Origin of the sequence: Pseudomonas abietaniphila (assembly GCF_900100795.1) — a bacterium.
Classification (GTDB): Bacteria; Pseudomonadota; Gammaproteobacteria; order Pseudomonadales; family Pseudomonadaceae; genus Aquipseudomonas; species Aquipseudomonas abietaniphila.
Genome location: NZ_FNCO01000026.1, coordinates 33586 through 59111, shown reverse-complemented (window position 1 = coordinate 59111; position 25526 = coordinate 33586). Strand labels below are relative to the sequence as shown.

Below are 25526 nucleotides of genomic sequence, written 5' to 3'. Positions count from 1 at the left end.
TTAACACTTGCTTGTGCAATGGGGTGGTGGTCATGGGCGCCCCCTGAGCGTCAACGGATTCAGCCTAGCTCAAAAGCATTCCACCTAACTTAATACAGCGCGTAGTTGCTGCTGAAGGCGACCACGCCATTACGTCGCAGATGATCTTTGATCTGGAAGTATGGCTGGCCCATTTTCACGAAGGGCTTTGCATCGTACGAGCGCGCGATAACACAGCCATCGTTGTATCTGAATGATACTAACAATTAGTAAATGATAACCTATTGATTTATATAGAAATAAAACAGCTAACATTTTTAGCAGTTTTGACCTTACTAATCGGTCGCCTTCGCTTACATCGGCACCTTCCAGGACGTGGGCTACAAGCTCGGCAAGTGTGATGGCGGTGCGTCGGGCTAACTCACCTTGCGTAGTTAAACGGACGCCCAAGTCACCACACCGTCATTCACCTGGCCACCTATTTGCGTTCGACTTGACCAGCCATTTGCATCGGTCATGACCACTTTGCATTGAGCACATTCATGTGCGTTGTCTGTGCAGATCGGATGGTCACGGCCTTTCTACTGGTCATGGTTACGGGGGATGCTGCCGTTTGTGGTGACGTGGGAAGCTGGTGGGCATCGTCGAGTGTTCATCGGTGAGCAGTGCCTGTTCGCAACGGATTCTTTGCTAGGTGCCCGGCGCAAACAGAGGAATTGGGAGAAGCATCTCAGCCTTGACATATGTCAAGGTCGATTTGGGTAGTTCTGCTAATCATTGAGTGTTAGCAGGCGATTGTCATGCCAAAGTCTATAATTTGGGCGAATACGGTTGAACCCAAGCACCGTAATCGTTTGGCTCATTAGATTTTGGTTCGGCTCACCCCCACAAAGGCAGCGCGAAATGAAAAATACCAAATTGGCCGTTCTTTTCCTCGCCGCATCGCTTTCCCCCATATGGGCGTTAGCAGCTCAGCAATCTCAAGTGACGGAGACGCAGCAACAAACTCCAAATGTTGCCGAGTTCGATAAGCAGATGTCCCAGGCGCAAGAAACCTTCCAGAAAATGCAGGCGGAGATGGAGAAAATTCAGCAGACCCAAGATCCCCAGCAGCGTCAGAAGCTGCTTCAGGAGCATTGGAATACGATGCAAAATGGAATGAGCATGATGAACGGTATGTGGGGGCCGGGAATGATGGGATGCTGTGGAGGTGGTGGCATGATGGGAGGCCACATGATGGGAGGTGGCATGATGGGAGGTGGCATGATGGGAGGTGGCATGATGGGAGGTGGCATGATGGGAGGTGGCATGATGGGGTGGCAGGACTACTCGAATTTGACCCCGGAGCAAAAGAGTCAACGCCAGTACATGATGGACAGGTACACGGGAATGCAACAGATGATGATGGATCACATGATGTGGCATCAAAACTATATGCAGGGGCAGCCACCGGCCAAGCCTGGACAGTAGGTATTTGCTCGCTTTTTTGATCGTGGAGTGCGTAGTCGGTTAATTCGGGACGTACTCCTAATCTTTGCCCTTTCACCTATGGCTTGTGGCTGACTCGGTAGGGCCTCTATGGTGCTAATGGCCGTCAGTTGGCACTGGAGGTTGCTCTATCCCAATGTGCCTGGGGCTTTGTTGCGGCTGGATGCCGAGAGGCTGTTGCCGCAGCAGGCCTGAACAAATAATCGCTTTGGCCTACTAGCTGATGGTGTTATCGATAGCACAACCAACCTTCATGACCTCAGACCGCATGGAGCGCTGCGCTTGAGCATCGATAAAACGACCTGATTGATTAATACTCGCAACGAGAAAAAAACCAATCGATTACTTAGGGTAGGAGGGACGCTGTTGCTCGGTGAGCGCCCACTATCTGGGGAGCCCGCAGCATTTGGAAAAATCGTACGCTACGTTTCTGAGAGGCTAGCGACGGGCCTTGTCGAAGGCAGCCATGATGTCCTGGTCAGCGACTCCATGACAGACTTGTGCTCTTCAATGTGGCCATCTGGTAGGGGCTTCTCAGAAAGCGGAAAAAGCACGCTAGGTCTTGGCTTGTTCAGATGTTTGACTGTTGGCGGCACTTTCCAAATTGCAACTGCAATTGACCAACCCGAGCAAAATGCCGCACGCCTGCACAGGTCGAGCACCCGAACACTGTCCGCGCAGAGCAAGCAAGTTTTGCCTCAGCTGCAACAATGCTTCCACACGCACTTCCACTTGCTGGATATGGTTGTCCAGTAGCACATTGACCTCGCCACAATCCTGCGTCGGATAGTCTCTCAGTCCTAACAATGCCCGAATTTCGCTCAACGTCATGTCGAGCGAACGGCAATGACGGATGAACTGCAAACGCTCGATGTGAGCATCACCGTACAGCCGGAAGTTGCCACCGCTTCGCGCGGGCTTCGGCAGTAGTCCTTCCTTCTCGTAGTAACGGATGGTCACGACCTCGCACCCAGAGCGCTTGGCGAGGTCGCCAATTCTGATTTCCATTTATCAATCCCATTTATCACTTGACTCTATAGTGACTATAGAGATTTTAATGGAGTCTGAATAGATGACTTGCAGGAGTTACCCATGAGCGAATGCGCTTCAAAGGGTTGTGGCTGCTCGGCTGAGCCGATCATCCAACCCACAACACAAGCCCCGCTTCCAACCGAATCGGCTCAAGCGGTGTATCGCATCGAGAACATGGATTGCCCCACGGAGGAGGCACTGATCCGAAGCAAGCTGGCCGGACTGACAGGTGTGGTTGGTCTTGAATTCAACCTGATGCAGCGTACTTTGGTCGTTCGGCACGAACTGCCTTCGCTGGCTCCCGTTGAGCAGGGGCTGACTGCAATCGGCATGCAAGCCGTGCGCATAGATCAGGCATCGACCGAACAAACGACCAAACTATCAATTACCAAGATGGATTGCCCGACCGAAGAAACGTTGATCCGCAACAAACTCGGCACAGTGGCCGGGGTTGCGGATCTCGATTTCAACCTGATGCAGCGCACGCTGTCGGTACGCCATGCGAACCAGGTTCTGCCAGACGTGCTCGCGGCACTGCAAGCGCTCGGATTCGAGGCGCAGGTAGTGGACACGGCAGAATCTGCATCGCCATCTGCTTCCCCTGTGACCACGCCAACCAACTGGTGGCCGCTGGGCATCTCCTTGGTAACGGCATCAGCGGCAGAGGCGGTCTACTGGCTCCACAACGGCAATCATTGGTCGGTCGTCGTTCTGGCGCTCATCGCGGTTTTCACAGGCGGCCTTTCTACCTACAAGAAGGGTTGGATCGCGCTCAAGAACCGTAACCTCAACATGAACGCCCTGATGTCGATTGCCGTTACAGGTGCCATGTTGATCGGTCACTGGCCCGAAGCGGCGATGGTGATGGTGCTCTTCGCTCTGGCCGAAGTGATCGAGGCCAAGTCGCTGGATCGTGCTCGCAATGCCATTCGTGGCCTGCTCGACCTGACCCCGGAACAGGCCACGGTACAACAAGCGGATGGCACATGGCGCGAGGTCGGCGCAAAACTAATCGCCATTGGCAACCGCGTCCGGGTCAAGCCAGGTGAGCGCATCGCCCTTGATGGTGAGGTGCTGGAAGGCCGCTCTACAGTCAACCAAGCCCCGATCACGGGCGAAAGCCTCCCGGTCGAGAAGTCCCCTGGTGATCCGGTGTTCGCGGGCACGATCAACGAATCCGGTTCATTCGAGTACCGTGTCACCGCCGTGGCCAGCAACTCCACACTGGCGCGCATCATTCACGCGGTCGAGGCTGCTCAGGGGAGCCGTGCGCCGACCCAGCGTTTTGTCGATCAGTTCGCCCGCTGGTACACCCCCGTAGTGTTCGGTGTTGCCATCGCCATCGCATTGTTACCGCCGCTGTTCATGGGGGCGGCATGGCTCGACTGGATTTACCGAGCATTGGTTCTGCTGGTAGTCGCCTGCCCGTGCGCACTGGTGATTTCTACGCCAGTCAGCATTGTCAGCGGCTTAGCCGCTGCCGCCCGCCACGGCATTCTCATCAAGGGCGGGGTCTATCTGGAAGAGGGCCACAAGCTACGTTGGCTGGCTCTGGATAAGACCGGCACGATCACGCACGGCAAGCCGGCTCAGACCGATTTTGTCACATGGGGCAATGCACTCGCCGTAGACAGCCGCAGCATCGCTGCTAGTTTGGCCGCCCGCTCCGACCATCCTGTATCCAAAGCGGTGGCACAGGCCGCGCAGACTGATGCGATTGTCTTACTCGAAGTGGCCGAGTTCAGCGCGCTGCCTGGTCGGGGTGTGCAAGGCCAAATCAACGGTGAGACCTACCATCTTGGCAACCACCGAATGCTCAAAGAGCTGGGACAGTGCACGCCAGAGCTGGAACAGCACATCGCAGCGCTGGAAACCGTAGGCAAGACCGTCGTGATGTTGGTAGGCGCAAAAGAGGTACATGCCTTATTCGCCGTCGCGGACACCATCAAGGACAGCAGCAGGAACGCCATCGCCGAGTTGCATGCACTGGGCATCAACACCATGATGCTGACTGGCGACAACCCCCATACGGCACAGGCCATTGCGGCACAAGCTGGAATCGACCGTGCCCAAGGCAACCTGCTCCCAGAGGACAAACGGAGCGAAGTTGAGCAATTGGCCAAAATCGGCAAGGTCGGCATGGTCGGTGATGGCATCAACGATGCCCCGGCCTTGGCGCGTGCGGACATCGGCTTTGCCATGGGAGCGGCTGGCACAGATACCGCCATCGAGACCGCCGACGTGGCCCTGATGGATGACAACCTGTGCAAGATTCCGACTTTCGTGCGTCTGTCGCGTGCAACGGCGCAGGTGTTGATGCAAAACATTGTGCTGGCCCTTGGCATCAAGGCAGTATTTTTGACGCTCACCTTCACGGGTCACGCGACCATGTGGATGGCTGTGTTCGCGGACATGGGGGCCAGCTTGCTCGTCGTTGGCAATGGCTTGAGGCTGTTGCGCCAATGAGCTGGAAATTCTTACTTTATGGCTGGGGTGGTCTGAACATCGGTAAGCGTCCACCCAACACACCTTGCGTGGTTAGACGGGCGTCCACTTATGCAGAAGCAACTCCGTAACCTCACTCGCCCACTGTGTCGGCAGACCCGTCAGCACATCCTTCAAATATGCATGTGGATCATGCGCGTTGATCCGCGCCGACTGGATAAAGCTCATGATCGCCGCCGCACGTTTGCCGCTGCGTAGCGAGCCGGCGAACAGCCAGTACGAGCGTCCAAGGGCCCATGGTCGGATCTGGTTTTCGCACCAATTATTGTCGACGGGTACAGCACCATCATCAAGATAGCGCGTCAGCGCTATCCAGTGCTTTAAGCGGTAATCAAGCGCCTTGGCGATGGCCGATACCTCAGGCACAAGGTCTCAAACTAAACGACCACCTGATGCGGATGTAGTAGTCAGGGAAAGCTTTCAAAGGATCGACCTGCTAATGCTAGGTCTTTTGTTGCGAATACCAGCCTCATACCGCTGCCCTAAACCACTTCCAATGGATGGCCTTATGAAGCCTGGAAACTGTTGTTCCAGAGGGGTTCAGAAGGTGGCGCGGACTCTACAGGATTTACTAACGATTTCCCCCCCTCAGATCGTTGTTGGAAAGAACGACGATGGGAGTCCGAGCAAGATCTGGCCTAAAAACGCGCTCACAGCTCGCATAGAAGCTGTTGCAGTCGATCAGCGCAAAGACAGGCTCAGGTGTTGTCATGATCGCGAATGCTGTATTTCACAACGCCCCAGATCACCAACTCGTCGCCTTCCATCACATGGCGAGGTGGGTACTTGGGGTTCTCAGATCTCAGGATCACCGAGTTACCGTGCATGTCTAGGCGCTTGCAGACCGGCTCGCTGTTGAGGGCTGCGATGACGATGTCCCCGTGCTCCGCATACAAACTGCGGTCAACGATCACCATGTCGCCGTTGTAGATTCCAGCGCCTTGCATGCTGTCGCCTTCAATCTTCACCAGATAGACATGAGGTGCACGGATATCGAACAGCTCGTCCAGTGAAATGTGCTTCTCGATGTGATCAGCAGCTGGCGATGGGAAGCCTGCCGGCACTTTGAACGAGTATAGAGGCAGCTTTTCGCCGCCATTTTCCAGTGGGCCGAGGATTGTGATGCTCATGATGCAAGCCTTGTCGTGGTTTACTGTACGTATATACAGTTAACGTTCTACTCGGCTTGCGGTCAATCTCATAAGAGAGAAAATTCGACAGGTGACATCATGTGCGGACGCTACTCGATCTACGAATCGATGGATCACTACCTCAAGGAGCTTGCTCCAAAGCAGTTGGTGATCAATGGATACGACCTCTGGCCAATTGAACGCTACAACGTCGCGCCGACAACACGCGTGGAGATCATCCGTCCAACTGCGGGCGGATTGAGTGTCGCCAAGGTGAAATGGGGATGGGCCCCGTTCTGGGCTAAAGGCAAGCGCCCTGATCCGATAAACGCCAGGGTCGAGACGGTCATGACGGGAAAGTTCTTCAAACAGCTCTGGCCGAACGGACGCATTCTGGCACCGGCCAACGGATGGTACGAATGGGTCAAAGATCCCATCGATCCGAAGAAGAAACAGCCTTACTTCATCACGTTAAAAGAACAGATGCCGATGTTTTTTGCGGGGTTGGCTGAGGTTCACCAAGGCCTTGAGCCGGATGAGCGCGACGGCTTCGTCATCATCACTGCTGCGAGCGATCAGGGGATGGTCGACATCCATGATCGCAAGCCGTTGGTGCTTGCACCTGAGCATGCGAGAGAATGGGTAGACCCTGAGACATCATCCGAGCGTGCGGCTGAGATCGCAATCGAGCACTGCCGCCCCGTCGCGGATTTCCACTGGTACAAAGTAGGAACAGAGGTCGGCAATGTGCGTAATCAGGGGCCGCATCTGATTGAGCCCGTTGAAGTCAAGCATGAAGGCCCAGAGGAACAGTAACCTGGTGTGGAGCGAGGTATGACGTTGATCAATGAACCGCAATCGCGACTGTTTTTCGCGCTCACATGCTCAGCTCCGCTAAGAAAGGCGATCTCCCAATGGCGTGCGCTTCTCTCGCTCCGCGCGGGGCGCCCGGTTCCCTCTGCTAATTTCCATCTCACGCTGCTTTTTCTAGGATCAGTTGATCAGGCTCAGATCGCAGACATTTGCGCAGCCGCATCGAAGATTAAGGCGCCAGGGAAGCCGATTACGCTAGCCCTTGACCGCCTGGAGGTATGGCGAAAATCAAAGGCATTGGTGCTTACCCCAGACGATGCTCCGCCAGAGCTGATGCGACTGTCGTATGCGCTTGAGCAGGCGATGTTGCGGTTTGGGCACGATCAGGAAAATAAAGAATTTAGACCTCACTTGACCTTGGCGCGTGACTATCAGTCTCCAGTTCCAGAGGCAGGAATCCCGCCAGACTTCTTTCTCCGAGCTGACCGGTTTGGCCTCTACCAATCTCACAAAGGGCAATACAGCCTAGTAGCGGTTTGGCCGCTTGTTCAAACTACGCAGGGCGAATCAGAACGGTTTGAGGAGAAAACGGGTAGCTTATGAATCTAAAAACGCCTGATGGCAGCTTTGTTGTCAAAGGGCAACATTGGATATGCTTCCGTCCGTTCTAAAGGTATGATGATCGGCAGCACGTGTCTCTCTAACGCTGAATATGAGCGTAAGGGCTTTTATCGACAATACTTAGGACTGACGTATCACGACTAACGTGCGAAGGAGTGCCGATGAAGTGAAGCAACTACCAAGATAGACTGGCTAGATAACCACGACTCGAGACTATCTCGACACTTCTGTTAATTCCCGCATCCGAGCTTCTCCAAAGTAGAGTCGTCTTTTCCCGACGTTATAGCGTCAGAGCAAGCGGCATACTTAATCTTCGCCATTTCAAGCTTAGTTGAGGCTGAAAGAGCCTCTGATTGTTTGTCATCATTGCTTTTAAAGCTGTCAAATATTTTACCAACCGCCGAGAAATAGGCTGCCAGAACAGTTGCCGGAATAGTTAACAGACCTACTACTTCACCATCAGTTGACTGATCATATTTTGTTGGCATACCATCCGTAAAACCGAAATCAGCATCATTATTTGCAAAAAAACTTTTTGATATCGGGAGAAACGCCGTGGGAGACTCGGAAGGCGAAAAGAGTATCGCTGAAGTATCATACCCCCCGCTCACATCAATCTGATAAGGTTCTGCCTGCCGATAATATATTCCCGATGTACTTGAAGAAGATCTAATGAGCATTGTAGCTGTAGGCATTTTTTTTGTTATAACTATGCTGAGACCACAAGCACCACCATTTTGGTAACGGGTTGACGTTGTTTCCAAAATAAACGAATGCGTACCGTCTTGGCATTGTTGCTCAGCCAAGCCTGCAGGCTTACTAAATTTAAAGGATCCAGCGATTTCCCCTATGCTTTGAAAAGCCCCGGACACGCCACTCGTAAGTGTTGATTTCGACGAAACCAGCAATCCATTAGTGTCAATACCAACATTGCCAACATTCTTACCCGCTAAATTCCCCTTATAGCGTAATAGGTATGCCTTCGACTTATCTGGGTAGGCAGCAGTAGTTTCTAGAGTTACCGACGTCACTTTATTTTTGACAACGATCATCTTAACTAAAAAGTCCTTCTTGGGCATAAAGTAGATAAGCCCGTCCGAGTGCTTCTCTGACTCCGCTGGCACTGACTCCAAGCTAGAGCATCCTGAGGAAATTAGAGGCACGATTAAAAGACAATATGGTTTCATGGGTTACATCACTCGTTAGATTATTGTTGCCTCTAACGCTCCTGAGGAGCGCTGAGCGTCTCATGTGATATTTTCGACTTTTCGCCAAACACTGCCTGTATCGCGGCCTTGTCATTCTCATTGATTCCCTCTTTCATCTCGATAACATAGAACCCCTCTTTATTGATGACAGCTGTAGCTTTTCCAGTGGATGATTCCAAATAGGCGGTCGCTTTGTGCGAGTTGTCGTGATTATTGTCTTCAGCGGGTACGACCACGACCCGAGTTGGCGAAACTCCATCCCACTTCAGCGGCTGCTCTGCACTAATATTAATCGGCTGCTTACTAGCTTTCGCAATAGCTAACAGGCTCATGGTTTTCTGGATATCAAGCGATACGAGCAGCTTCTTCGTCCGCAAATTTTCTACTCGAGTGCCTCCAGCCACTAGATTGTCGATCAAATCTTGCAACTTAGCATTAGGGGACTGCGCGCGTATCAGCGATAACGCACCACTTACTTGGGGAGTCGCCATAGAGGTTCCACTCTGTTTGCCGTACTTTCCTTCTTCCTGAGAAGAGATAATGTCCTCCCCTGGGGCGAGAATCGTGACCATATCTGACGTATTCGAGTATTTGGCGATATTTTTGGACGCATCAACTGCGCCTACGGAGATCACACCAGGAATGCAGGCTGGCGACGGCGAGAACCCCGTTAAACCTTCATTACCACTCGATACCACTGTGGCAATACCGGCCTCCCTAAGCTTTTTCACCGTGTTAAATAAGAGATCTTTATCACAGGGCTGCGAGAACTTTCCTTGCCCTAAGCTCATATTTATGGCTGACAATTTAAATTTATTTCGAGACTCATACAGGTAATTTAGAGCACTGAGTTGATCAGAGGCATAACTGAGTGCGCAAGGCAGCTTATTACCACATACATCTGCCGAATCAAATCTGCTATAAACTTGTATAGCAATCAGCTGAGCGCGAGGAGCGACTCCCTGTAATATCTTTCCATCGGAAGTCGCAGGCCCGCCAGCCGCAATTCCAGCGACGTTAGTTCCATGCCCACATCCAGAAATATGGAGATCGCAATCAATCGCCGCCCCTGAAGTGATTTGTTTATCCTTGCCGTTAGGGCATAGAGAGTGAGACTTTATCCCCTCCGAGCTAGAGCTGGAAAAACACGCTTCAGCTATAATCTTGTTTTTTAGATATGGATGTTTGGTATCAATGCCGGTATCAATAATAGCTATCACTGTACCGTCTTTAGATTCGGAATATGGAGGAACTGGCTTTTCGTATTCTGGCAACGAAGCGCCTATATCTGCTGAAGGTTTTGAAAGAGTGTCTTCAAAGACCTCGGCAACGTTTGGATCATTTATTACAAGCTGCAAATCCTCTTTAGCTATTTGAGTTACCACAACATCAGGTATGTCTAGAGACTTGACTTTGGCGGAGATCGCGGATGGATACTCTTTCTTTATGTAGCTTGCAGGCTTGGATAATCCGGAAGCTGAGTCTGGCGTAGCGTCAGGAGAAGAATTAAGTCGAATAATTACACGGAGTGATGTCCCGGAGCCTGCGGGGGCTGCAGAGACTGAGACGACAGTAGATAATATGGCCACCACTGGGCACAAGACTCTGGCGAGGACACGATATGAATCTCGCATGGCATCTTCCCTGAAAAGCTCTGATTATGGTACCAGGGCAGCAGGAGGTTGAGCCTACGATCAAACTACAGGCGGGAAAGCGGTCTATTGATACCATGTCAGGCCGCTTGCTTTACCTTAGCCGCAATAATTCATCTGTCAAGATCATCCGGCGGGACGGCTGCCTGAGGCTGGAGAAACACACGAAAAATCCAAGGGCCTTTAAGCGGCAAGGGTTGAACTGATAAAGGGGAGCAAGAAAATGGCGCGCTCCGTACCTCGGTCTTGTTATTGAGGTCTACGACAGCGCGCTATTTGGGAACACATAATCCGATGGAATTCACCGTATAAACGACAAGATCTATCATTGACTAGGAAAGCACGCATAGCATATGGATGCATAGTGCAAGTGCCGGTCAAGGGGAGGAGCTATTCCCAGACTCCCGCTTGCATGTATGACTTCTTATCAGTTTAACCATCAAAGCTATCGGACGTAACAACTCGTTTGAACACATCGTTGAGGCAGATAGATCGAGCGCTTGGAACACTGGCCTGCGCATTACCAATCACTCAAAGGAGGAGAAGATAGACAACAATCAAGGCGGTAGAATTGGATCAGCAGCGCGGGCGTCCATAGGCAAGATACAACCTAAAGGGCCCAGACAACACAGAGTAAAGCAGCTTGGGGTAAACTGCCGGCCCTCAGGTCGTCCTAGCCATGTACTCAAAAATATATGCACACGTTAGGCTCTGAACTTGGTCAGGCGGAAATTTTCGTATGTGGTGGAGCACAACTCTGGTGTTGGTTTAGTCCTGAGCGCAGGCGCCAGGATGGATGCCCGAAGAGCCAAGACAGCACGCAGTGGCGTGGCTTGGCTTGGTTCACGACAACCGCCCCGCAGGGGGCGCCCTAATTATGCCGTTAGAAGTTGTTTGAGATCGCGGTGTCAACATGAAAGGTGCAGACGAGAGCAACCAGCATGAAGATACGGATATAAAGGTTACTGGTGATCGACCCGCCTAATAATCTTCCCCGTAGCTCTGCAGATCCTCCTCCTTGATTCCGACCTCACCGAATGAGCCCAGATAGACATTACGACAGGGAAGCTCACTAATCACTCCTCGGTTCAGCAGTCGTGCGCCAATGTTTCGCATTGTTGCTTCAACATCCAATGGTTCAGCGGACGATCCAATCTCAGCGTCCATTAACGCATTGACGTCAATGTCTTCATTGGCAACAAACGGCCCTTGCCGGTCGTATCCTTCGAAGACGCCATGCGCTATGCACAGCATCTCCCCTTTTAGGATCAGAAGCCTTGCCACTTTGACCTCCCGCGCGTTTTAGGTTTTAGTGAGAGCCGTCGCAGCTCTTACGGGCCAAGCCATTAATCAATACCTTCAACTCAGCAAAGGTGAATGCATCGAAACCTGCGAACAGTAGTGGCGCAGTCGGTGCCAGTGACGCCCACCTGAGCTCAGCCATCACCGCCCTGCTCCTATCGAGCATCGTCCGTCGCCAGGTCGACATGCGAAGGACAACGGACAGTGAAATATCGGATTCCACCAAGCACTCCTGGGGCACCGCAGATTTCGCAGATAGTCAGTGACGCGACCTGAGCAGCATCAACTGTCTGTCGACAGAAATCGTCGCCCCCGTTGTAGCTAAAGCGTAGGCCGCCCCACTTTTCTTTAATACGCACGACCTTCAGTGGCGTGATCTCAGGGTGCGCCTGCATATGCAATTCTAGAGTTTTACAAAGTTTATCCAGCAGATCGAGCCAACCCGGTAGGCACGCAATCTCTCTCAACTGAGCATCCTCAAGAACCTCAGGATATCGCTCGCGTAGTGAGGGTAAAAGATCATTGGTCAAAGGCTACTCCTGGATCATTGAAGAATACTGGGATCCTCGTATGGCGCCTTAAGCAAGCGGAGCGCGCCGGCCCGAAGGGCCATAGGCGTGAGGATGGAAGCCCGCTAGGGCCAAGACGCACACGAAGTGATGCGGCTTGGTTCACGACAGCCGTCCGCAAATGCGGCACGCCACAATGGCGTAGCTTTCTGCGAGCTCAGAACATCTTTGTAGGACGTACCCTATCTGCTCAATGGATGAAGCCAGCGTTTGCCTTACGATTTTTCAAAAGCTCCAGGAGCACCGCTCGACCATTTTCCTTCCTGAAAGACGCGATGACATAGCGCGAGTTCAGGGTCGTGGCTACCCAAAACCTTCCGACCTTTGTTAGTTCAGTCAGCGAGGACGTTCTGATGAAATGTCCGTCCGCATAGCGCCCGTGAGGGCCTTTATTGATGTGGCCAAAAACCACGCCCACCAGTGAAGAGCCGACAATCTGAGAGTTGACCAGATATGCGGTAATTTCGTGCTCATATATCTGGCTTTGAGCTCTATGGATTCGACGCCGGTCAAAATCCGTAAAGCGCCTGCTGTGCAACTCCGCAGTCAACTCGTTCTCTACGCTCACCGCATGCCTCCTTGCCTTCACAATGTTTTTTAAGCCTGAGCGGCCTGTCTATCTGGCGTCAGCCCGACTTCGCTCAGCGGCTAGCCAACGGGCTTTGGTAAATCACTCGGACTTTCCGAAGAGCGGCCTCATCGAACTCCGGATCGTGAGAGTCGTGATACACAGCTCCACTCTCGACCTCCAAAATGCAGATTGGTACGTCATGGGGGTCGCAACCCATGCTCAGAGATCGAAGACGCTCCATTTTCCAAGACTCTCCACCGTTCACCCACCACGGAGTGACTACTTGCACCTCAGAGACTTTGAGTGTCTCGTCTTGCTGGCTCAGGAGCTCATACAGCCGAGTTTCGTCATTCACGAACTCTTCGACTGAGACAAAACGGTCGTCCTGCCAGCGCTTCACACTAACGTGATACCAAGGGGTTTTCAGCGCTCTGGAAACGCCATGCCAATGAGCCAGCCCGTCTCCGAACATCCCAACCGAGCCAGCCTTTTCACTTTCATGCGTGCAGAACATTTGTGGTGTCTCAATCTCAAGCGCCCCTTCGGAGCGAGCGATTTAGTGAATTGCGTAGATGGCTTTCAAAGAGGCCGACTTACGATGGCCGCTGCCCTTCAGTACGTACACGGTGTTTCGAGTGACGAACAGGAACCCTTCGTCTAGCTTCGTCGCGATGGTCGACCGAACCCAGGAGCCAGGTTCAAACCTCCGGTTTTCGTCGTGCCTAACGTTGTGCGCGTACAGGATCATGGGCAGGCAGCCTGCGGCATGAACCTTGGCGAGTTCATCCTCGGTCACGACCACGTCGAAAATGATCCAGTCCTCAACAACACAACAAGGCATCCGGCGGTAACGGGCTTTGGCGTGTGCCAAGAGGTCTTCGAGGCTGAGGTCAGACCCTGCAGTTACTACACCTGGATCACCCAGCAGGCCGTCATTCATGGAATCGTCCACTCCCCCAACCCCTACTCACGATTACTCGGAAATTGACACGCGCAGACCGCTTGGCCTCGGCCACCATGCTAGGGGGCAGAGAGCGCTCATGATGGGCGCAGCCCTAAGGCCAGATCCCCGCTATACACAATAATACCTCGAATTGATGTTTATCGAAATACCTCCTGTGTGGCTATATCCTGACTTTTGGCAGAGCCATGCAGCTTAAAATCGCACTCGCTGGCGTTCTCCGCGCGTTACGCCTGCACCGACGCCTCCGTTACGAAAGTCTCTCCGACGCCAGCGGAAGATCAAAAATCAGCGCCCTAGAACGTGCTGAAACCAGTATCACTCTCGAAAAATTCGAGAGCCTGGCGGAGAGTCTGCAGATCGATCCTGTGGCGCTAATGGTGTTGTGCATGTCAGCGCGCCATGGCGTCCCCAGCTCTTCCCTTCTCGACTCTGCCAAAAAGCACATCCGCGAGTTCGAGGCAGAGGGTGGGCTTGAGGTATTAGCCGAGCAGTTTGTTGGCAAGGAACTCGTTCATCGGGGCCGAGGGAAGCCGACTGATCCAGACAAGCTCGAGGCTGTCCGTGAGCTGAGGGATAAGGGGATGACGCAAGCGGAGATCGCGAGGGAATTGGGATTTTCGGCGACCGTGGTGAATCGCATGTGGAAACGGCTACTGGATCAGGATTCTCAGAACGGGAAGTGACGTAGGCTTTAATGTGAACATGTTTGGGTCTAAGGAATGAATGATTCATCCCGGTTGGGGCAGGTAAACCTCTGAACTGACGCTCCCGTGAAGCCCATCGTCACCCTGTGATTTTGCCACCACGGGCACTGACCTTTAGCCATCAATAACGCTCGCCTGCCGCTCAGCCCTTTCTGATCAAGCTCGCTCAGGTATGCGCCTAGCCATGAGCCCTGATCGGCTAGGTGACTTCGCCGGACGCGTACCTTGAATCTGAGTTCAACGCATTTGCAATGTACGATGCGGGTCGTGCGAAGGTCGAGGCAGCTCTGACTTTGCCAGATTCCAATGCCAGAACTGAACGTGGTGCTTCGGATTAGACAATTCATATCGATAGGGACGTTGCGCTGGGCTCGCCATGAGCCCAGCGAGTTTGGGAATCAACCGCTGTCCTATCCGCGATGAGCGGGAGTTGGTGGCATGTCTTGGTCAAATGGCTCTAGGATTTTTCTCACATCTTTTGTAGTCAGGGCTTGCCTGCCAAGGGGTACAGGCTTATCAACATCGAACATTTGAATACCTTGCTGACGAATATGATAAGCAATGCAATACCACCGTCTTCGCCAAATCTCTTGCTGATGCTCCAATAGCGCTATTTTTTCGGTGAGCGCTCTCACTTTCTCCGACGAAGGCACTGACGCGCTCGAGCTATCAAGTTCTTTATTTTCTGGCCGCTTTTGAATCAGACGTTCTTTTGCAGCCAGAAATGCAGACTTAATCTGGGGATGGGCCTGAAGGGCCTGCCGAGTAAAATTAGAATGCGCCTCCACATCTCGCCAGCGCAACACATTAGATTCTGGCTCAAAATTCTGAACAAAAGCCAAAATCAACCTTATGTCCCCTTCGGTCATTTTTCGATAAGTCATAGCTCACCCGTTTTGCTTAGGACGTTCTCTAACAGGAGCATACGGAACTGCTTTAGCAGCATCCTTAAATATAAACCGCTCATAATCCAGAGCATCCTCATACATAGATTCTCGACACTTCATGTAGAGCTCGTAACCTTTGCCTACATTTTCAAGCAACTGCGGTACTAAATACTTATCAAAACCACCTGTATTTATGTACTCAGAAATCTTGTCATAGTCAAAACCCGGCAACATCTCCGCCCCCCGTTCCAGCAAATGCTGAAACTTTAAGCAAATATGGTATTCCCAGTTTGCGCGCTGCTCTGATGAGTCAGGAAAGACTCTCTCTCCCATCTCAAGTTGAATCAAATGGTGCGCGGCTTGATGTAACAGCTCCTCCATAGTCTCTGCTGGGTCTGCCGGCTGCCTCATCCAAGCAAAGAGATCGCACCCACCTTCGCCATCACATTGCAGATGTCTCTCACATGGGCCTGACTCCCAAGCATGAAAGCACATTCCATTGCCGAGGTCGTGAACCGCCCTGACCTTGCTGGCAATGAATGCTTCTCTCCGGTCAACAGGCAACCGCATGTACCTTTCGGCCACCTTCCCCCCAACCTGTCCAAGCTTGATCAGCTCGCGAATCTCTAACGCTTTCTTTTCCGGAGAGGTGTGCTGATAGGCTTTGGTATCTACAGGATTTTTTCGACCAAAATACTCCGTCTGCATGACATCTGGCAGCCCTCCTCTATCCAGCGCATCGTTCATCGTGTGCCGGAAGTCATGTGAGGTAAATTTATGATCGAACTGATTGGATGCGTATTTTTCGCAGAGCGAGGCTAGCTGGAGCAGAAACTTATCGAAATTGGTTGGAGTGCAGGTGTCAGATATCCATCGCACATAGTGCCCTGAAGATGTACCCAGCCATTTCAAGAAAAGCATATCTTTAATGTAAAAAGGCTGGCCACCGGCAACGTACAATGGACGCGTCATGCGCTCTTGGTAATGCGATTGGCAGTAAAGCTCTACGTCCCTCCTCAAGAGACATGAGCGTATGCGGAAGCGCTCCGGATCAGAGGAGACTCGCTTGACCAACCCACGTTGGGAAAACCAGCTGGTGGTAAAAAATACGCTCGTTGGCAACCCCATTTCCACTAGGCGAGTTAGGTAGAGCGGCTCTTCATCAGCTATTCCTTCCAGGAATCGGAGGTCAGGCCCGTTGGTGCGGCACATCTCCTCCGCGCAGGCATAAACCTCATGACTGCATTCGGCCAGCTCCTCCAACACCTTCTGTAAAAGCGGCAGAACGAGGGGTATGACTGGCATCTCGACCATCTGATACTGCTGGCTGCCGTATGCTGCCTTGAGCTTGAGATAGCGAAAATAGTACCCCGATGGCTTTTTGATCAGGCCTTGCCGGGGAAGCAATGTGACTTCACTCAACCGCCGCCCGAGGCAGATCAATACTGTAATAATCAGGAGATAAACACGATAAGCGTGATCGCGAGGCACATTTTGGAATAACTGGCCCAACACTTTGAATGTCGACTCTGCCAACGTTCTCGGCGGGCGCTCATAGATAATGGAAGGGTCGTCCAATCTGCGGTCGGAAATCCCCCCATAATTATTAGGCCTTGAGTGACCGTGAAACCTGTAGCCAGTAAGATCAACCCTGCACAGCCCCAGCTCGCTGCACCGCCGAGCAACCTCGCAAACCATGTTCTGCCGCTTGTAGGCCTCGCCCTCGCTGTGGTTGCTTGCGATGGTTTCACATGCCACGTCGAGAATGGCCGGAGTTAATCGCTCCGGATGTCTTCCTTGAGCGACTGAGCTAATGCATGCGATGACAGCGACGAAAGTGCGATGGGAAGAGATTGACTTGTGACTTTCGCTTTCCCGAACAACAAACAACCCTCTAGCGACATCCCCCCAGCCATTATCCATCCCAACGGGGTCGTTCGATTGATCGAAATTGAGGCTCACCGTTTCAACGTGTTTGCCGGTTAAGGCAAAAAGCTTGGGACATAGACTCCACACACTTTCGCCCCATTCATGGCTCACTCCTAACCCTGGCAGGCAATCTTTCAACCGCTCGACGAGAGCATGAAGATTTCCGGTTGGATCCGACCGATCTACACGCTTGAGCGCGCCGCGCTTACGGCGCTTGTAAGTGTTTTTTGATCGGCTCATGCGCTCTCCTCACACATCCTCACAACCTGTCCCACGGCCAAAATCACATCCACCCGATGCACCCCTATAGTCTGGGACTCAGGCCGCTCGTTGTGCGCACGCACCAGAAACTCCAAGATGTACTCATGGATGGGTGATTTATATGGGTGGAATTTGGGACAGAGATAGCATGACCAAGGGGGATATTTGTGACAGAGCGCGTCAAGTCCGCAAGCACCAACTGAAGCAACGTCTCCTGGATGGGAGTGTGCGTCAGTGATAATCAGCCGCTGTGGTTCAATGTCTGAAAGATCGTGCACGGCACTTCCGCCCAAAAATAGTCGGACGAAACGAGAGTATTCCAGGACGGCTGCCTTATCCAATGCATACGTCAGGACGTCGAGGATGTCGTAATAAACCTGTACATGCTGCAGATCAGAATGATCGAGTCGCCGAGCAAGCTCCTTGCGTGAGACCCCCATCGCTGCATAGGTCGTTCCAACCGTGTACCGAAACCTGCGCGCACTCAGCAGCATCGGCTGTTGAGTTATCGGAGAAAATAACCCCATCCGCGTCGCAAAGTCTCGCAACAGCTTACCGAAGTGAGTAGTGTAGATATGATAAGCCGACTCATAATCACCAACTTGAAGCCGCTCATGGTTTGCGTCCAATCGACGGAAAAGCGGACGAGCGCATGGGATAAGTTTGTCGTTGACCTCCACCAGACTTTCGAAGGTTTGGTTGCGTGTAATCAGGGCCTGCACATGCGTCCTTACATCATCATCCATTGGCTCCAGCAGAAAGTCTGAGCGAGCGGATCGGAACCCTTTTTTAATGCGAGGAATCTTCAGCATCCATTCGGGTTCCTCAGGGTCTTCCACTGCGTCGAACATATCCTCTTCACGCAGAGCGATGAAATTTGCACAATTGCGCCCGTACGACTTACAAAGCGCTATCGCAGCGCGCTGCTGGTAGTGTTCAAACTCAGTACCTTTGTCCGTTCTCAGTGCATTGGTAATAAGCGACATCTCAAGATGGGGATGCAATGGCCCTTGCTCTGGATCCTGAGAGCGAACGGCTTCGCCCTTTGGCCCTCCAGGAATTTTGATAGCGTCCAGCTCGCTCGCATACTCCTCGCAAAATCCCAATTCGGGGTATGTCTCAGCCCCCCAGATGTACCAACGCACCGGCCTGTAGGCAGTCCAAAGATTCCGATCCTTTTTCACCTGAGCAATCATGATCCGCATCTGCTCGATCAACGCAAGCTTGAGCAGATCTGGATCGAAACAGTACGTCGACCTCATGAAAAAGTTACGATGATTCAGCAACGCGAAGGTCTGGTTTATGGAATTTAGTGCGTGGATCGATGAGGTCGTCTGAGCCAGATGGATCATGTATTTGGTCGCCACCCATTGCAGGATCGGCGAGCCAAATCGGATGGTGTTAATTCGACCTGACTGCGTCTCGCACGGCAAATACCAGGCTCCTTCGTTGATGATGGCAAGCCTTCCCTCACGGGTCACAAACTGCTCGGGGATATCAGCCCAATCATTATCAGAGACCAGTTGCTCCAGCTGTAAACACGCGCTAAAAAGGGACATCGTTTGCATTCCCCTTGCTTGCCATCAGTGACTGGAAATTTGCGACCGCTTCGTTTGCCATCGCACCGAAATCGATGTAAGCGTCCTGAGACTCTGGTGAGCTATCACCACGGAGCCACATAAGAATTTTTTCGATACGACTTTCTTCAACCCCTTGCTTCCGCAATTCTTTGTAGATCGTATCGGTGAATGTGTACCGTAAAGAATGGGCGGTAAGATGCGGTGGTAGCTCCTTCGGAAAGCGTTGACGAAGATCCTTGAACAGCTGTTGCAGGCGGTCGACCGACAATGGCATCCCTTCATCGCTGAGAAACAGGAATCCAGTTTCCTGAGCCTTACCGTGTTTGAGGCACCACTGCCGTTCATTATTTATGTAGTCATCAAGCAAGATCCCAAGACGCGACGAATCAATTGGTAACTTACGCCCGAGTCGCTTCACCCTGGGCGGTCGTCTGCGCGGATCGATTTTGCTCATCGAGCGCCTCTGGATTGTAATAGTGGTGATGGCGCCAAAATGCACATCATGGACGCGGAGGCTGAGCAGTTCGCCGGTTCGCAGCCCCAGAAAAATCAACAGGGAAACCATCAGGAAATTGCGAAGTCGACCCCTCGCATCTCGTCCGAAGCGGATGGTTCCGTCGGGATCTAACGCATCTTGGAGAAATTGTGCCTGCTTAAGCGTTAATCGCTTATGGTGTTTTCGATCTCCTTCAGTACGTTTGAACGCACTCAAAAAGATCTTATCTATTTTGGCGCGCTGAGCGACGAGCTGCTCAGCACGCTCTTTCGACGTGCTCGGGTCGGCAATCAATTCGTCGATATACCAAAGCAAATGCCGATGGGTAGTGCTCAGTCGCTTATTGTGCGTGTCAGGAGAGACAGCAAGTTTGGCAACCTTATGGCTGGTAGGCTGAGGGCGTCCGAGATGTTCAATCAAGCTTGTCAGGTCGGCCTCACTGAACGGTCGACCTAAGCGAATGCGCTCATAAATATCTAGGTGACGCTTCGCTGCCCAACGCTGAGCAACCAGAAGCTCGCTTGCATTGCGAGACAAGGTGGCAAATTCGCGTAGACGGCGCGCAAGCAGCCACTCGCATGCGTGCACCAGCGGCAGACCGTCGTCATCCACAAGCATCGGCAGGCGTTCACCCGTACCAAGAATAACCTGCTCGATTCGCATGGCACGTCCCCTCCGATCTTTACATTTGGTTTAGCCCGTTTCCTTTTCTTGTCAAAAGCCGTTTGTCCGTTTTTATTTCGGTGCTTTACACGCTCAAAAAAAAACTTCTCGTTCCTTTACAGATCGAGAAGTTTTTTTCTGGACAAAACTTGTTTAAAAGCAATGACTAATGGAACCGTGCTTTACAATGCAAGGTTTTATCCGGGCTAGAACGGGATATCGTCGTCGAAGCTGTCGAAATCAGGCGCTGGTTGTGGCGCCTGTTGCGGAGCTGGACGTGATTCGCGTTGTGGCTGAGGAGCTGCCTGCGGACGCGATTGTTGCTGTGGACGAGGTGCGGAATTCTGATAACCGCCACCGCCTTGACCCTGTGGAGCGCCTTCGCCTTGCGGACGGCCGCCCAACAGCTGCATGGTGCCCTGCATGTCGACGATGATTTCGGTGGTGTAACGCTTGATGCCGTCTTTTTCCCACTCGCGGGTTTGCAGCTTGCCTTCAATGTAGACCTGCGAACCTTTACGCAGGTACTCGCCGGCGATCTCTGCGACCTTGCCGAACATCGAAACGCGGTGCCATTCGGTCTTTTCGACTTTCTGACCGGTTTGCTTGTCGGTCCATTGCTCGCTAGTTGCCAGACTCAGATTGGTCACAGCATTACCGTTAGGCATGTAGCGAACTTCGGGATCCTGGCCACATGTGCCGACCAATATGACTTTGTTAACCCCACGGGCCATAACGTTCTCCTAGGCTTCACACGTTTCCGACGCTGGATTGACCACTTCGTCGAAAGACGCCCGATCCAACAGTTCTTTGTCAAATTTGATATAGATGGCAGCCTCGTCGGCGACCACTACTGCATCTGTTACTCCACGTACGGCCAACACGCGATCGGCCAGGCCTGTGTCGCGTTGAGCCTCGGGCGACAACGGCAAGCGAAGGCTGGTCACGTACGGAGGTTCGCGCATGGTAACAGCAAACGCGAGCCAAATGGCGGCCAGACCGGCACCGCCAAGGAACACCACGCCCAGCCCTCCGTGCTGAAACAACCACCCGCCGAGGATGCCGCCAGCGGCAGAACCGAGGAACTGGCTGGTGGAATAAATTCCCATCGCCGTGCCTTTGCCACCGGCCGGAGACACCTTGCTGATCAGCGACGGAAGCGAGGCTTCCAGCAGATTGAACGCGGTGAAGAACACCACCGTGCCAATGACCAGCGCCCGAAGCGTGTCGCCGAACTCCCAGAAGAATAGCTCAGTGAGCATCAGAACCAGGACGGCGCCGAGCAAAACCCGCTTCATCTGACGCTTCTTCTCGCCGTAAATGATGAAAGGGATCATGGCAAAGAAGGAAATCAGCAGTGCGGTCAGATAGACCCACCAGTGCTGCTCCTTGGGCAAACCGGCTTTCTGGACCAACGCCAACGGCAATGCGACGAAACTGGACATCAGCATCGCGTGCAACGCGAAGATACCTAAATCAAGGCGCAACAAGTCCGGATGGCGGAGGGTCGCGCCAAGTGCCTGCTTCGCAAGGCCAGACTCGCGATGCTGCAGCGTCACCGTCGATTTGGGGACGACGAACGCAACAATCACAATACCGATGAGCGCCATCGCGCCTGTGGCCAGGAACAATCCCGACAGACCAAACGCGCTGGTCAGAATCGGTCCGATCACCATTGCAATGGCAAACGAGACGCCGATGGTCATGCCGATCATGGCCATTGCCTTGGTGCGATGTTGCTCGCGGGTCAGGTCAGACAACAGCGCCATGACTGCGGCGGAAATTGCGCCGGCCCCTTGCAGAATACGACCGGCGATCACGCCCCAGATGGAGGTCGACTGGGCGGCCAGAACACTCCCGAGGGCGAACACCACCAACCCCAGATAAATGACCGGACGACGACCGATGCGGTCGGAAATAATCCCGAAGGGAATTTGCAGCACCGCTTGCGTCAGGCCGTATGCGCCAATCGCGAGACCAATGAGTGCCGGGCTCGCGCCAGCCAGATCCATGCCGTAGGTCGCGAGGACCGGCAGAACCATGAACATGCCGAGCATACGGAACGCGAAGACCAGGGCCAGACCGCCCGCCGCGCGGGTTTCGCTGCCACTCATGCGCTCGCTGTGAGAATCGTGCATGGAAGAACCTCATGTGAACCGGCGGCGATTCTACCAGTCCCATCGATGTACAGCACATACGACGCTTTGCCGCGCATCGCAGGAATTTTCTTTTCCCCATGCCTGGCGACGTGCAAGCCGATAGTGTGCATCCATCCAGTATTTCGCCGTATACTCCTTCGTTTTGACGCCCGCCGTGCGAGGCCACTTTGGACAAGATCCTGATTCGTGGGGCTCGAACCCACAACCTGAAAAACATCGACCTGACCCTGCCACGCGACAAGCTGATCGTGATTACCGGTCTATCCGGTTCAGGCAAGTCATCGCTGGCATTCGACACGCTGTATGCCGAAGGTCAGCGTCGCTACGTCGAATCGCTGTCAGCCTATGCGCGTCAGTTCCTTTCAATGATGGAGAAACCTGACGTCGATACGATCGAAGGCCTTTCGCCTGCGATCTCCATCGAACAGAAATCGACATCGCACAACCCGCGTTCGACCGTCGGCACCATCACCGAGATCTACGACTATTTGCGTCTGTTGTATGCGCGCGTCGGACAGCCGCGTTGCCCGGACCATGATATTCCCCTGGAAGCGCAGACGGTCAGCCAGATGGTCGACCTGGTACTCGCGGAGCCTGAAGGCAGCAAACTGATGCTCCTGGCGCCGGTGGTGCGTGAGCGTAAAGGTGAACACCTTGCCGTGTTCGAAGAACTGCGCGCCCAGGGTTTCGTGCGCGCACGGGTCAACGGCAAGCTGTGCGAGCTCGATGAGTTGCCGAAGCTCGACAAACAGAAGAAGCATTCCATTGACGTGGTGGTCGACCGCTTCAAGGTGCGTGCCGACCTGCAACAGCGTCTGGCCGAATCCTTCGAGACCGCACTGAAGCTGGCCGACGGCATCGCCCTGGTTGCGCCGATGGATGACGAGCCCGGTGAAGAGATGATCTTCTCCGCCCGCTTCGCCTGCCCGATCTGCGGCCACGCGATCAGTGAACTGGAACCCAAGCTCTTCTCGTTCAACAACCCTGCCGGTGCGTGTCCGACCTGCGACGGTCTGGGCGTGAAGCAATTCTTCGACATCAAGCGGCTGGTCAATGCCGAACTGACGCTCGCCGAAGGTGCCATTCGTGGCTGGGACCGGCGCAACGTTTATTACTTCCAGATGCTCGGCTCATTGGCGAAGCACTATGGCTTCAGCCTGGAAGTGCCGTTCAAGGAATTGCCTGCAGATCAGCAGAAAATCCTGCTCAATGGCAGCGGCTCCCAGAACGTCGATTTCCGTTACCTGAACGACCGTGGCGACATCGTTAAACGCGCGCACCCGTTCGAAGGGATCGTCCCGAACCTCGAGCGCCGTTATCGCGAGACAGAATCTGCGACCGTGCGCGAGGAACTCGCCAAGTTTCTCAGCACCCAGCCCTGCCCGGACTGCCGCGGTACCCGCCTGCGTCGCGAGGCGCGACATGTCTGGGTCGGTGAGAAAACGCTGCCTGCCGTGACCAACCTCCCGATCGGCGACGCTACCGATTATTTCGGCGGATTGAAGCTCACCGGGCGTCGCGGCGAAATCGCCGACAAGATTCTCAAGGAGATCCGCGAGCGTTTGCAGTTCCTGGTCAACGTGGGGCTGGATTACCTGACGCTGGATCGCAGTGCTGACACGCTCTCGGGCGGCGAGGCTCAGCGCATCCGTCTGGCCAGTCAGATCGGCGCGGGCCTGGTCGGTGTCATGTACATTCTGGACGAGCCGTCCATTGGGTTGCACCAGCGTGACAACGACCGACTCCTGGACACCCTTCGCCACCTGCGCGACATCGGCAACACCGTGATTGTCGTTGAACATGACGAAGACGCTATCCGGCTGGCCGACTACGTGGTAGACATCGGCCCGGGCGCTGGCGTGCACGGCGGTCACATCGTCGCCGAGGGGACGCCACAGGATGTCATGGCGCATCCAGACTCGCTGACGGGCAAATACCTTTCGGGGCGCGTAAAGATCGAAGTGCCTGCCAAGCGGACGCCGCGCAACAAGAAACTGTCTGTAAAACTCAAGGGTGCTCGCGGCAACAACCTGCGCAACGTCGATCTGGAAATCCCGATTGGCCTGCTGACCTGTGTGACCGGGGTGTCGGGTTCAGGCAAATCGACGCTGATCAACAATACGCTGTTCCCGCTCAGCGCCACCGCGCTGAACGGCGCGACAACGCTGGAAGCCGCGACGCACGACAGCATCGACGGGCTGCAGCACCTGGACAAAGTCGTCGACATCGACCAGAGCCCGATTGGCCGCACGCCGCGCTCCAACCCGGCGACCTACACCGGCCTGTTCACACCCATCCGTGAACTGTTCGCCGGTGTGCCCGAGTCGCGCTCACGCGGTTACGGCCCCGGGCGTTTTTCATTCAATGTTAAAGGCGGGCGTTGTGAAGCGTGCCAGGGCGACGGGCTGATCAAGGTAGAGATGCACTTCCTGCCTGACATCTACGTTCCGTGCGATGTGTGCAAGAGCAAACGCTACAACCGCGAAACCCTGGAGATCAAATACAAGGGCAAGAGCATCCACGAGGTGCTGGAGATGACCATTGAAGAAGCGCGAGCTTTCTTTGATGCCGTGCCTGCCCTCGCGCGCAAATTGCAAACCTTGATGGACGTGGGGCTTTCCTACATCAAGCTCGGCCAATCAGCGACCACACTGTCAGGCGGCGAAGCACAACGGGTTAAGCTCTCCCGAGAGCTCTCCAAACGCGACACAGGAAAGACGCTGTATATCCTCGATGAGCCGACCACAGGTTTGCATTTCGCCGATATCCAGCAGCTTCTGGACGTGTTGCACCGCCTGCGCGACCACGGCAACACTGTGGTGGTGATCGAGCACAACCTGGACGTGATCAAGACCGCTGACTGGCTGGTAGACCTTGGCCCGGAAGGCGGCTCCAAAGGTGGCCAGATCATCGCGACGGGGACACCAGAGCAAGTGGCGCAGATGAAGCAATCCTACACAGGCCACTACCTGAAGCCGTTGCTCGAGCGTGATCGCGCGTAATCAGTAAATCG

20 protein-coding genes and 3 pseudogenes are annotated in these 25526 nt (G+C 53.7%); 6 read left to right on the top strand and 17 right to left on the bottom strand.

The genetic code is table 11. The features are described from left to right. Positions 1-92: 92 nt before the first annotated feature. Positions 93-230, bottom strand: a pseudogene (locus BLS87_RS34835) (DNA polymerase V subunit UmuC); the annotation flags it as partial. A 652-nt stretch (positions 231-882) separates the two neighbouring features. Between BLS87_RS34835 and BLS87_RS31430 the strand changes: the two are divergent. Then, positions 883-1449: a hypothetical protein gene (locus tag BLS87_RS31430; protein ID WP_074758986.1), complete on the top strand. Its 567-nt coding sequence runs from the start codon at positions 883-885 to the stop codon at positions 1447-1449. A gap of 573 nt (positions 1450-2022) precedes the next feature. Here BLS87_RS31430 and cadR read toward each other — a convergent pair. Beyond that, positions 2023-2469, bottom strand: a complete 447-nt coding sequence (gene cadR, locus BLS87_RS31425; protein ID WP_482211658.1) for a Cd(II)/Pb(II)-responsive transcriptional regulator — start codon at positions 2467-2469, stop codon at positions 2023-2025. A 90-nt stretch (positions 2470-2559) separates the two neighbouring features. Here cadR and BLS87_RS31420 point away from each other — a divergent pair, with 90 nt between their 5' ends. Then, entirely contained in the window at positions 2560-4965 is a 2406-nt protein-coding gene (locus BLS87_RS31420) for a cation-translocating P-type ATPase (RefSeq protein WP_074758982.1), read from the top strand. Positions 4966-5037: 72 nt separating this feature from the next. On the opposite strand, the pseudogene BLS87_RS31415 reads toward BLS87_RS31420, so the two are convergent. The 3 genes and pseudogenes from BLS87_RS31415 to BLS87_RS31405 form a co-directional block, all read right to left on the bottom strand. Then, a pseudogene (locus BLS87_RS31415) lies at positions 5038-5373 on the bottom strand (IS66 family transposase); the annotation flags it as partial. A 223-nt stretch (positions 5374-5596) separates the two neighbouring features. Further along, positions 5597-5716: pseudogene (locus tag BLS87_RS31410) on the bottom strand (Y-family DNA polymerase); the annotation flags it as partial. Further along, positions 5703-6134, bottom strand: a complete 432-nt coding sequence (locus tag BLS87_RS31405; protein WP_062384560.1) for a LexA family protein — start codon at positions 6132-6134, stop codon at positions 5703-5705. The gene BLS87_RS31405 and the pseudogene BLS87_RS31410, both read right to left, overlap by 14 nt. A gap of 99 nt (positions 6135-6233) precedes the next feature. On the opposite strand from BLS87_RS31405, the gene BLS87_RS31400 reads away from it, so the two are divergent. Continuing rightward, positions 6234-6950 carry an SOS response-associated peptidase gene (locus BLS87_RS31400; RefSeq protein ID WP_062384557.1) on the top strand — a complete coding sequence of 239 codons (717 nt, stop codon included), beginning with the start codon at positions 6234-6236 and terminating at the stop codon, positions 6948-6950. A gap of 18 nt (positions 6951-6968) precedes the next feature. Continuing rightward, positions 6969-7550: an RNA 2',3'-cyclic phosphodiesterase gene (gene thpR, locus BLS87_RS31395; RefSeq protein ID WP_062384554.1), complete on the top strand. Its 582-nt coding sequence runs from the start codon at positions 6969-6971 to the stop codon at positions 7548-7550. A 248-nt stretch (positions 7551-7798) separates the two neighbouring features. On the opposite strand, the gene BLS87_RS31390 is transcribed toward thpR, so the two are convergent. From BLS87_RS31390 to BLS87_RS31360, 6 genes are all read right to left on the bottom strand, one after another. Then, positions 7799-8620, bottom strand: coding sequence for a hypothetical protein (locus tag BLS87_RS31390; protein WP_143024532.1), 822 nt, complete (start codon positions 8618-8620; stop codon positions 7799-7801). Between the two features lie 167 nt (positions 8621-8787). After that, positions 8788-10410 (bottom strand): S8 family peptidase, encoded by a 1623-nt coding sequence (locus BLS87_RS31385; protein ID WP_082060883.1) that lies wholly within the window; start codon positions 10408-10410, stop codon positions 8788-8790. 999 nt (positions 10411-11409) lie between these two features. After that, positions 11410-11712, bottom strand: a complete 303-nt coding sequence (locus BLS87_RS31380; protein ID WP_062384546.1) for a hypothetical protein — start codon at positions 11710-11712, stop codon at positions 11410-11412. A 173-nt stretch (positions 11713-11885) separates the two neighbouring features. After that, positions 11886-12260 (bottom strand): hypothetical protein, encoded by a 375-nt coding sequence (locus BLS87_RS31375; protein WP_062389422.1) that lies wholly within the window; start codon positions 12258-12260, stop codon positions 11886-11888. 229 nt (positions 12261-12489) lie between these two features. Further along, positions 12490-12867 carry a hypothetical protein gene (locus tag BLS87_RS31370; protein WP_062384541.1) on the bottom strand — a complete coding sequence of 126 codons (378 nt, stop codon included), beginning with the start codon at positions 12865-12867 and terminating at the stop codon, positions 12490-12492. A 559-nt stretch (positions 12868-13426) separates the two neighbouring features. Further along, a complete protein-coding gene (locus BLS87_RS31360) occupies positions 13427-13810 on the bottom strand; it encodes a DUF6957 family protein (RefSeq protein WP_062384535.1) in 384 nt (127 codons plus the stop codon). Between the two features lie 209 nt (positions 13811-14019). Between BLS87_RS31360 and BLS87_RS31355 the strand changes: the two genes are divergently transcribed. Continuing rightward, positions 14020-14517, top strand: a complete 498-nt coding sequence (locus tag BLS87_RS31355) for a helix-turn-helix domain-containing protein (RefSeq protein WP_062384530.1) — start codon at positions 14020-14022, stop codon at positions 14515-14517. A gap of 431 nt (positions 14518-14948) precedes the next feature. Here the strand turns inward: BLS87_RS31355 and BLS87_RS31345 are convergent, their stop codons facing one another. The 6 genes from BLS87_RS31345 to BLS87_RS31320 all read right to left on the bottom strand — a co-directional run bounded on the left by BLS87_RS31345 (position 14949) and on the right by BLS87_RS31320 (position 22492). Next, positions 14949-15422, bottom strand: a complete 474-nt coding sequence (locus BLS87_RS31345; RefSeq protein WP_074758974.1) for a hypothetical protein — start codon at positions 15420-15422, stop codon at positions 14949-14951. A gap of 3 nt (positions 15423-15425) precedes the next feature. Then, positions 15426-17594, bottom strand: coding sequence for a hypothetical protein (locus BLS87_RS31340; RefSeq protein WP_062384517.1), 2169 nt, complete (start codon positions 17592-17594; stop codon positions 15426-15428). Beyond that, a complete protein-coding gene (locus BLS87_RS31335) occupies positions 17591-19174 on the bottom strand; it encodes a hypothetical protein (protein ID WP_062384515.1) in 1584 nt (527 codons plus the stop codon). Before BLS87_RS31335 ends, BLS87_RS31340 begins: the two co-directional genes overlap by 4 nt. Beyond that, on the bottom strand, positions 19161-20354 hold the full coding sequence (locus tag BLS87_RS31330; protein ID WP_062384512.1) for a site-specific integrase: 1194 nt from the start codon (positions 20352-20354) through the stop codon (positions 19161-19163). Before BLS87_RS31330 ends, BLS87_RS31335 begins: the two co-directional genes overlap by 14 nt. 206 nt (positions 20355-20560) lie before the next feature. Further along, entirely contained in the window at positions 20561-21088 is a 528-nt protein-coding gene (locus tag BLS87_RS31325; protein ID WP_074758972.1) for a single-stranded DNA-binding protein, read from the bottom strand. A gap of 9 nt (positions 21089-21097) precedes the next feature. Then, positions 21098-22492 (bottom strand): MFS transporter, encoded by a 1395-nt coding sequence (locus BLS87_RS31320; protein WP_074758970.1) that lies wholly within the window; start codon positions 22490-22492, stop codon positions 21098-21100. Between the two features lie 188 nt (positions 22493-22680). Here BLS87_RS31320 and uvrA point away from each other — a divergent pair, with 188 nt between their 5' ends. Then, positions 22681-25515, top strand: a complete 2835-nt coding sequence (uvrA, locus tag BLS87_RS31315; RefSeq protein ID WP_074758968.1) for an excinuclease ABC subunit UvrA — start codon at positions 22681-22683, stop codon at positions 25513-25515. Positions 25516-25526 lie beyond the last annotated feature (11 nt).

What these genes read in the sequence shown, in the direction of transcription:
- BLS87_RS31335 (WP_062384515.1), bottom strand. Translation starts at nt 19,174, where the DNA reads ATGTCCCTTTTTAGCGCGTGTTTACAGCTGGAGCAACTGGTCTCTGAT.
- BLS87_RS31340 (WP_062384517.1), bottom strand. Translation starts at nt 17,594, where the DNA reads ATGAGCCGATCAAAAAACACTTACAAGCGCCGTAAGCGCGGCGCGCTC.
- BLS87_RS31420 (WP_074758982.1), top strand. Translation starts at nt 2,560, where the DNA reads ATGAGCGAATGCGCTTCAAAGGGTTGTGGCTGCTCGGCTGAGCCGATC.
- BLS87_RS31320 (WP_074758970.1), bottom strand. Translation starts at nt 22,492, where the DNA reads ATGCACGATTCTCACAGCGAGCGCATGAGTGGCAGCGAAACCCGCGCG.
- BLS87_RS31390 (WP_143024532.1), bottom strand. Translation starts at nt 8,620, where the DNA reads ATGATCGTTGTCAAAAATAAAGTGACGTCGGTAACTCTAGAAACTACT.
- thpR (WP_062384554.1), top strand. Translation starts at nt 6,969, where the DNA reads ATGACGTTGATCAATGAACCGCAATCGCGACTGTTTTTCGCGCTCACA.
- BLS87_RS31405 (WP_062384560.1), bottom strand. Translation starts at nt 6,134, where the DNA reads ATGAGCATCACAATCCTCGGCCCACTGGAAAATGGCGGCGAAAAGCTG.
- BLS87_RS31355 (WP_062384530.1), top strand. Translation starts at nt 14,020, where the DNA reads ATGCAGCTTAAAATCGCACTCGCTGGCGTTCTCCGCGCGTTACGCCTG.
- BLS87_RS31330 (WP_062384512.1), bottom strand. Translation starts at nt 20,354, where the DNA reads ATGCGAATCGAGCAGGTTATTCTTGGTACGGGTGAACGCCTGCCGATG.
- BLS87_RS31325 (WP_074758972.1), bottom strand. Translation starts at nt 21,088, where the DNA reads ATGGCCCGTGGGGTTAACAAAGTCATATTGGTCGGCACATGTGGCCAG.
- BLS87_RS31385 (WP_082060883.1), bottom strand. Translation starts at nt 10,410, where the DNA reads ATGCGAGATTCATATCGTGTCCTCGCCAGAGTCTTGTGCCCAGTGGTG.
- BLS87_RS31400 (WP_062384557.1), top strand. Translation starts at nt 6,234, where the DNA reads ATGTGCGGACGCTACTCGATCTACGAATCGATGGATCACTACCTCAAG.
- BLS87_RS31345 (WP_074758974.1), bottom strand. Translation starts at nt 15,422, where the DNA reads ATGACTTATCGAAAAATGACCGAAGGGGACATAAGGTTGATTTTGGCT.
- BLS87_RS31360 (WP_062384535.1), bottom strand. Translation starts at nt 13,810, where the DNA reads ATGAATGACGGCCTGCTGGGTGATCCAGGTGTAGTAACTGCAGGGTCT.
- BLS87_RS31430 (WP_074758986.1), top strand. Translation starts at nt 883, where the DNA reads ATGAAAAATACCAAATTGGCCGTTCTTTTCCTCGCCGCATCGCTTTCC.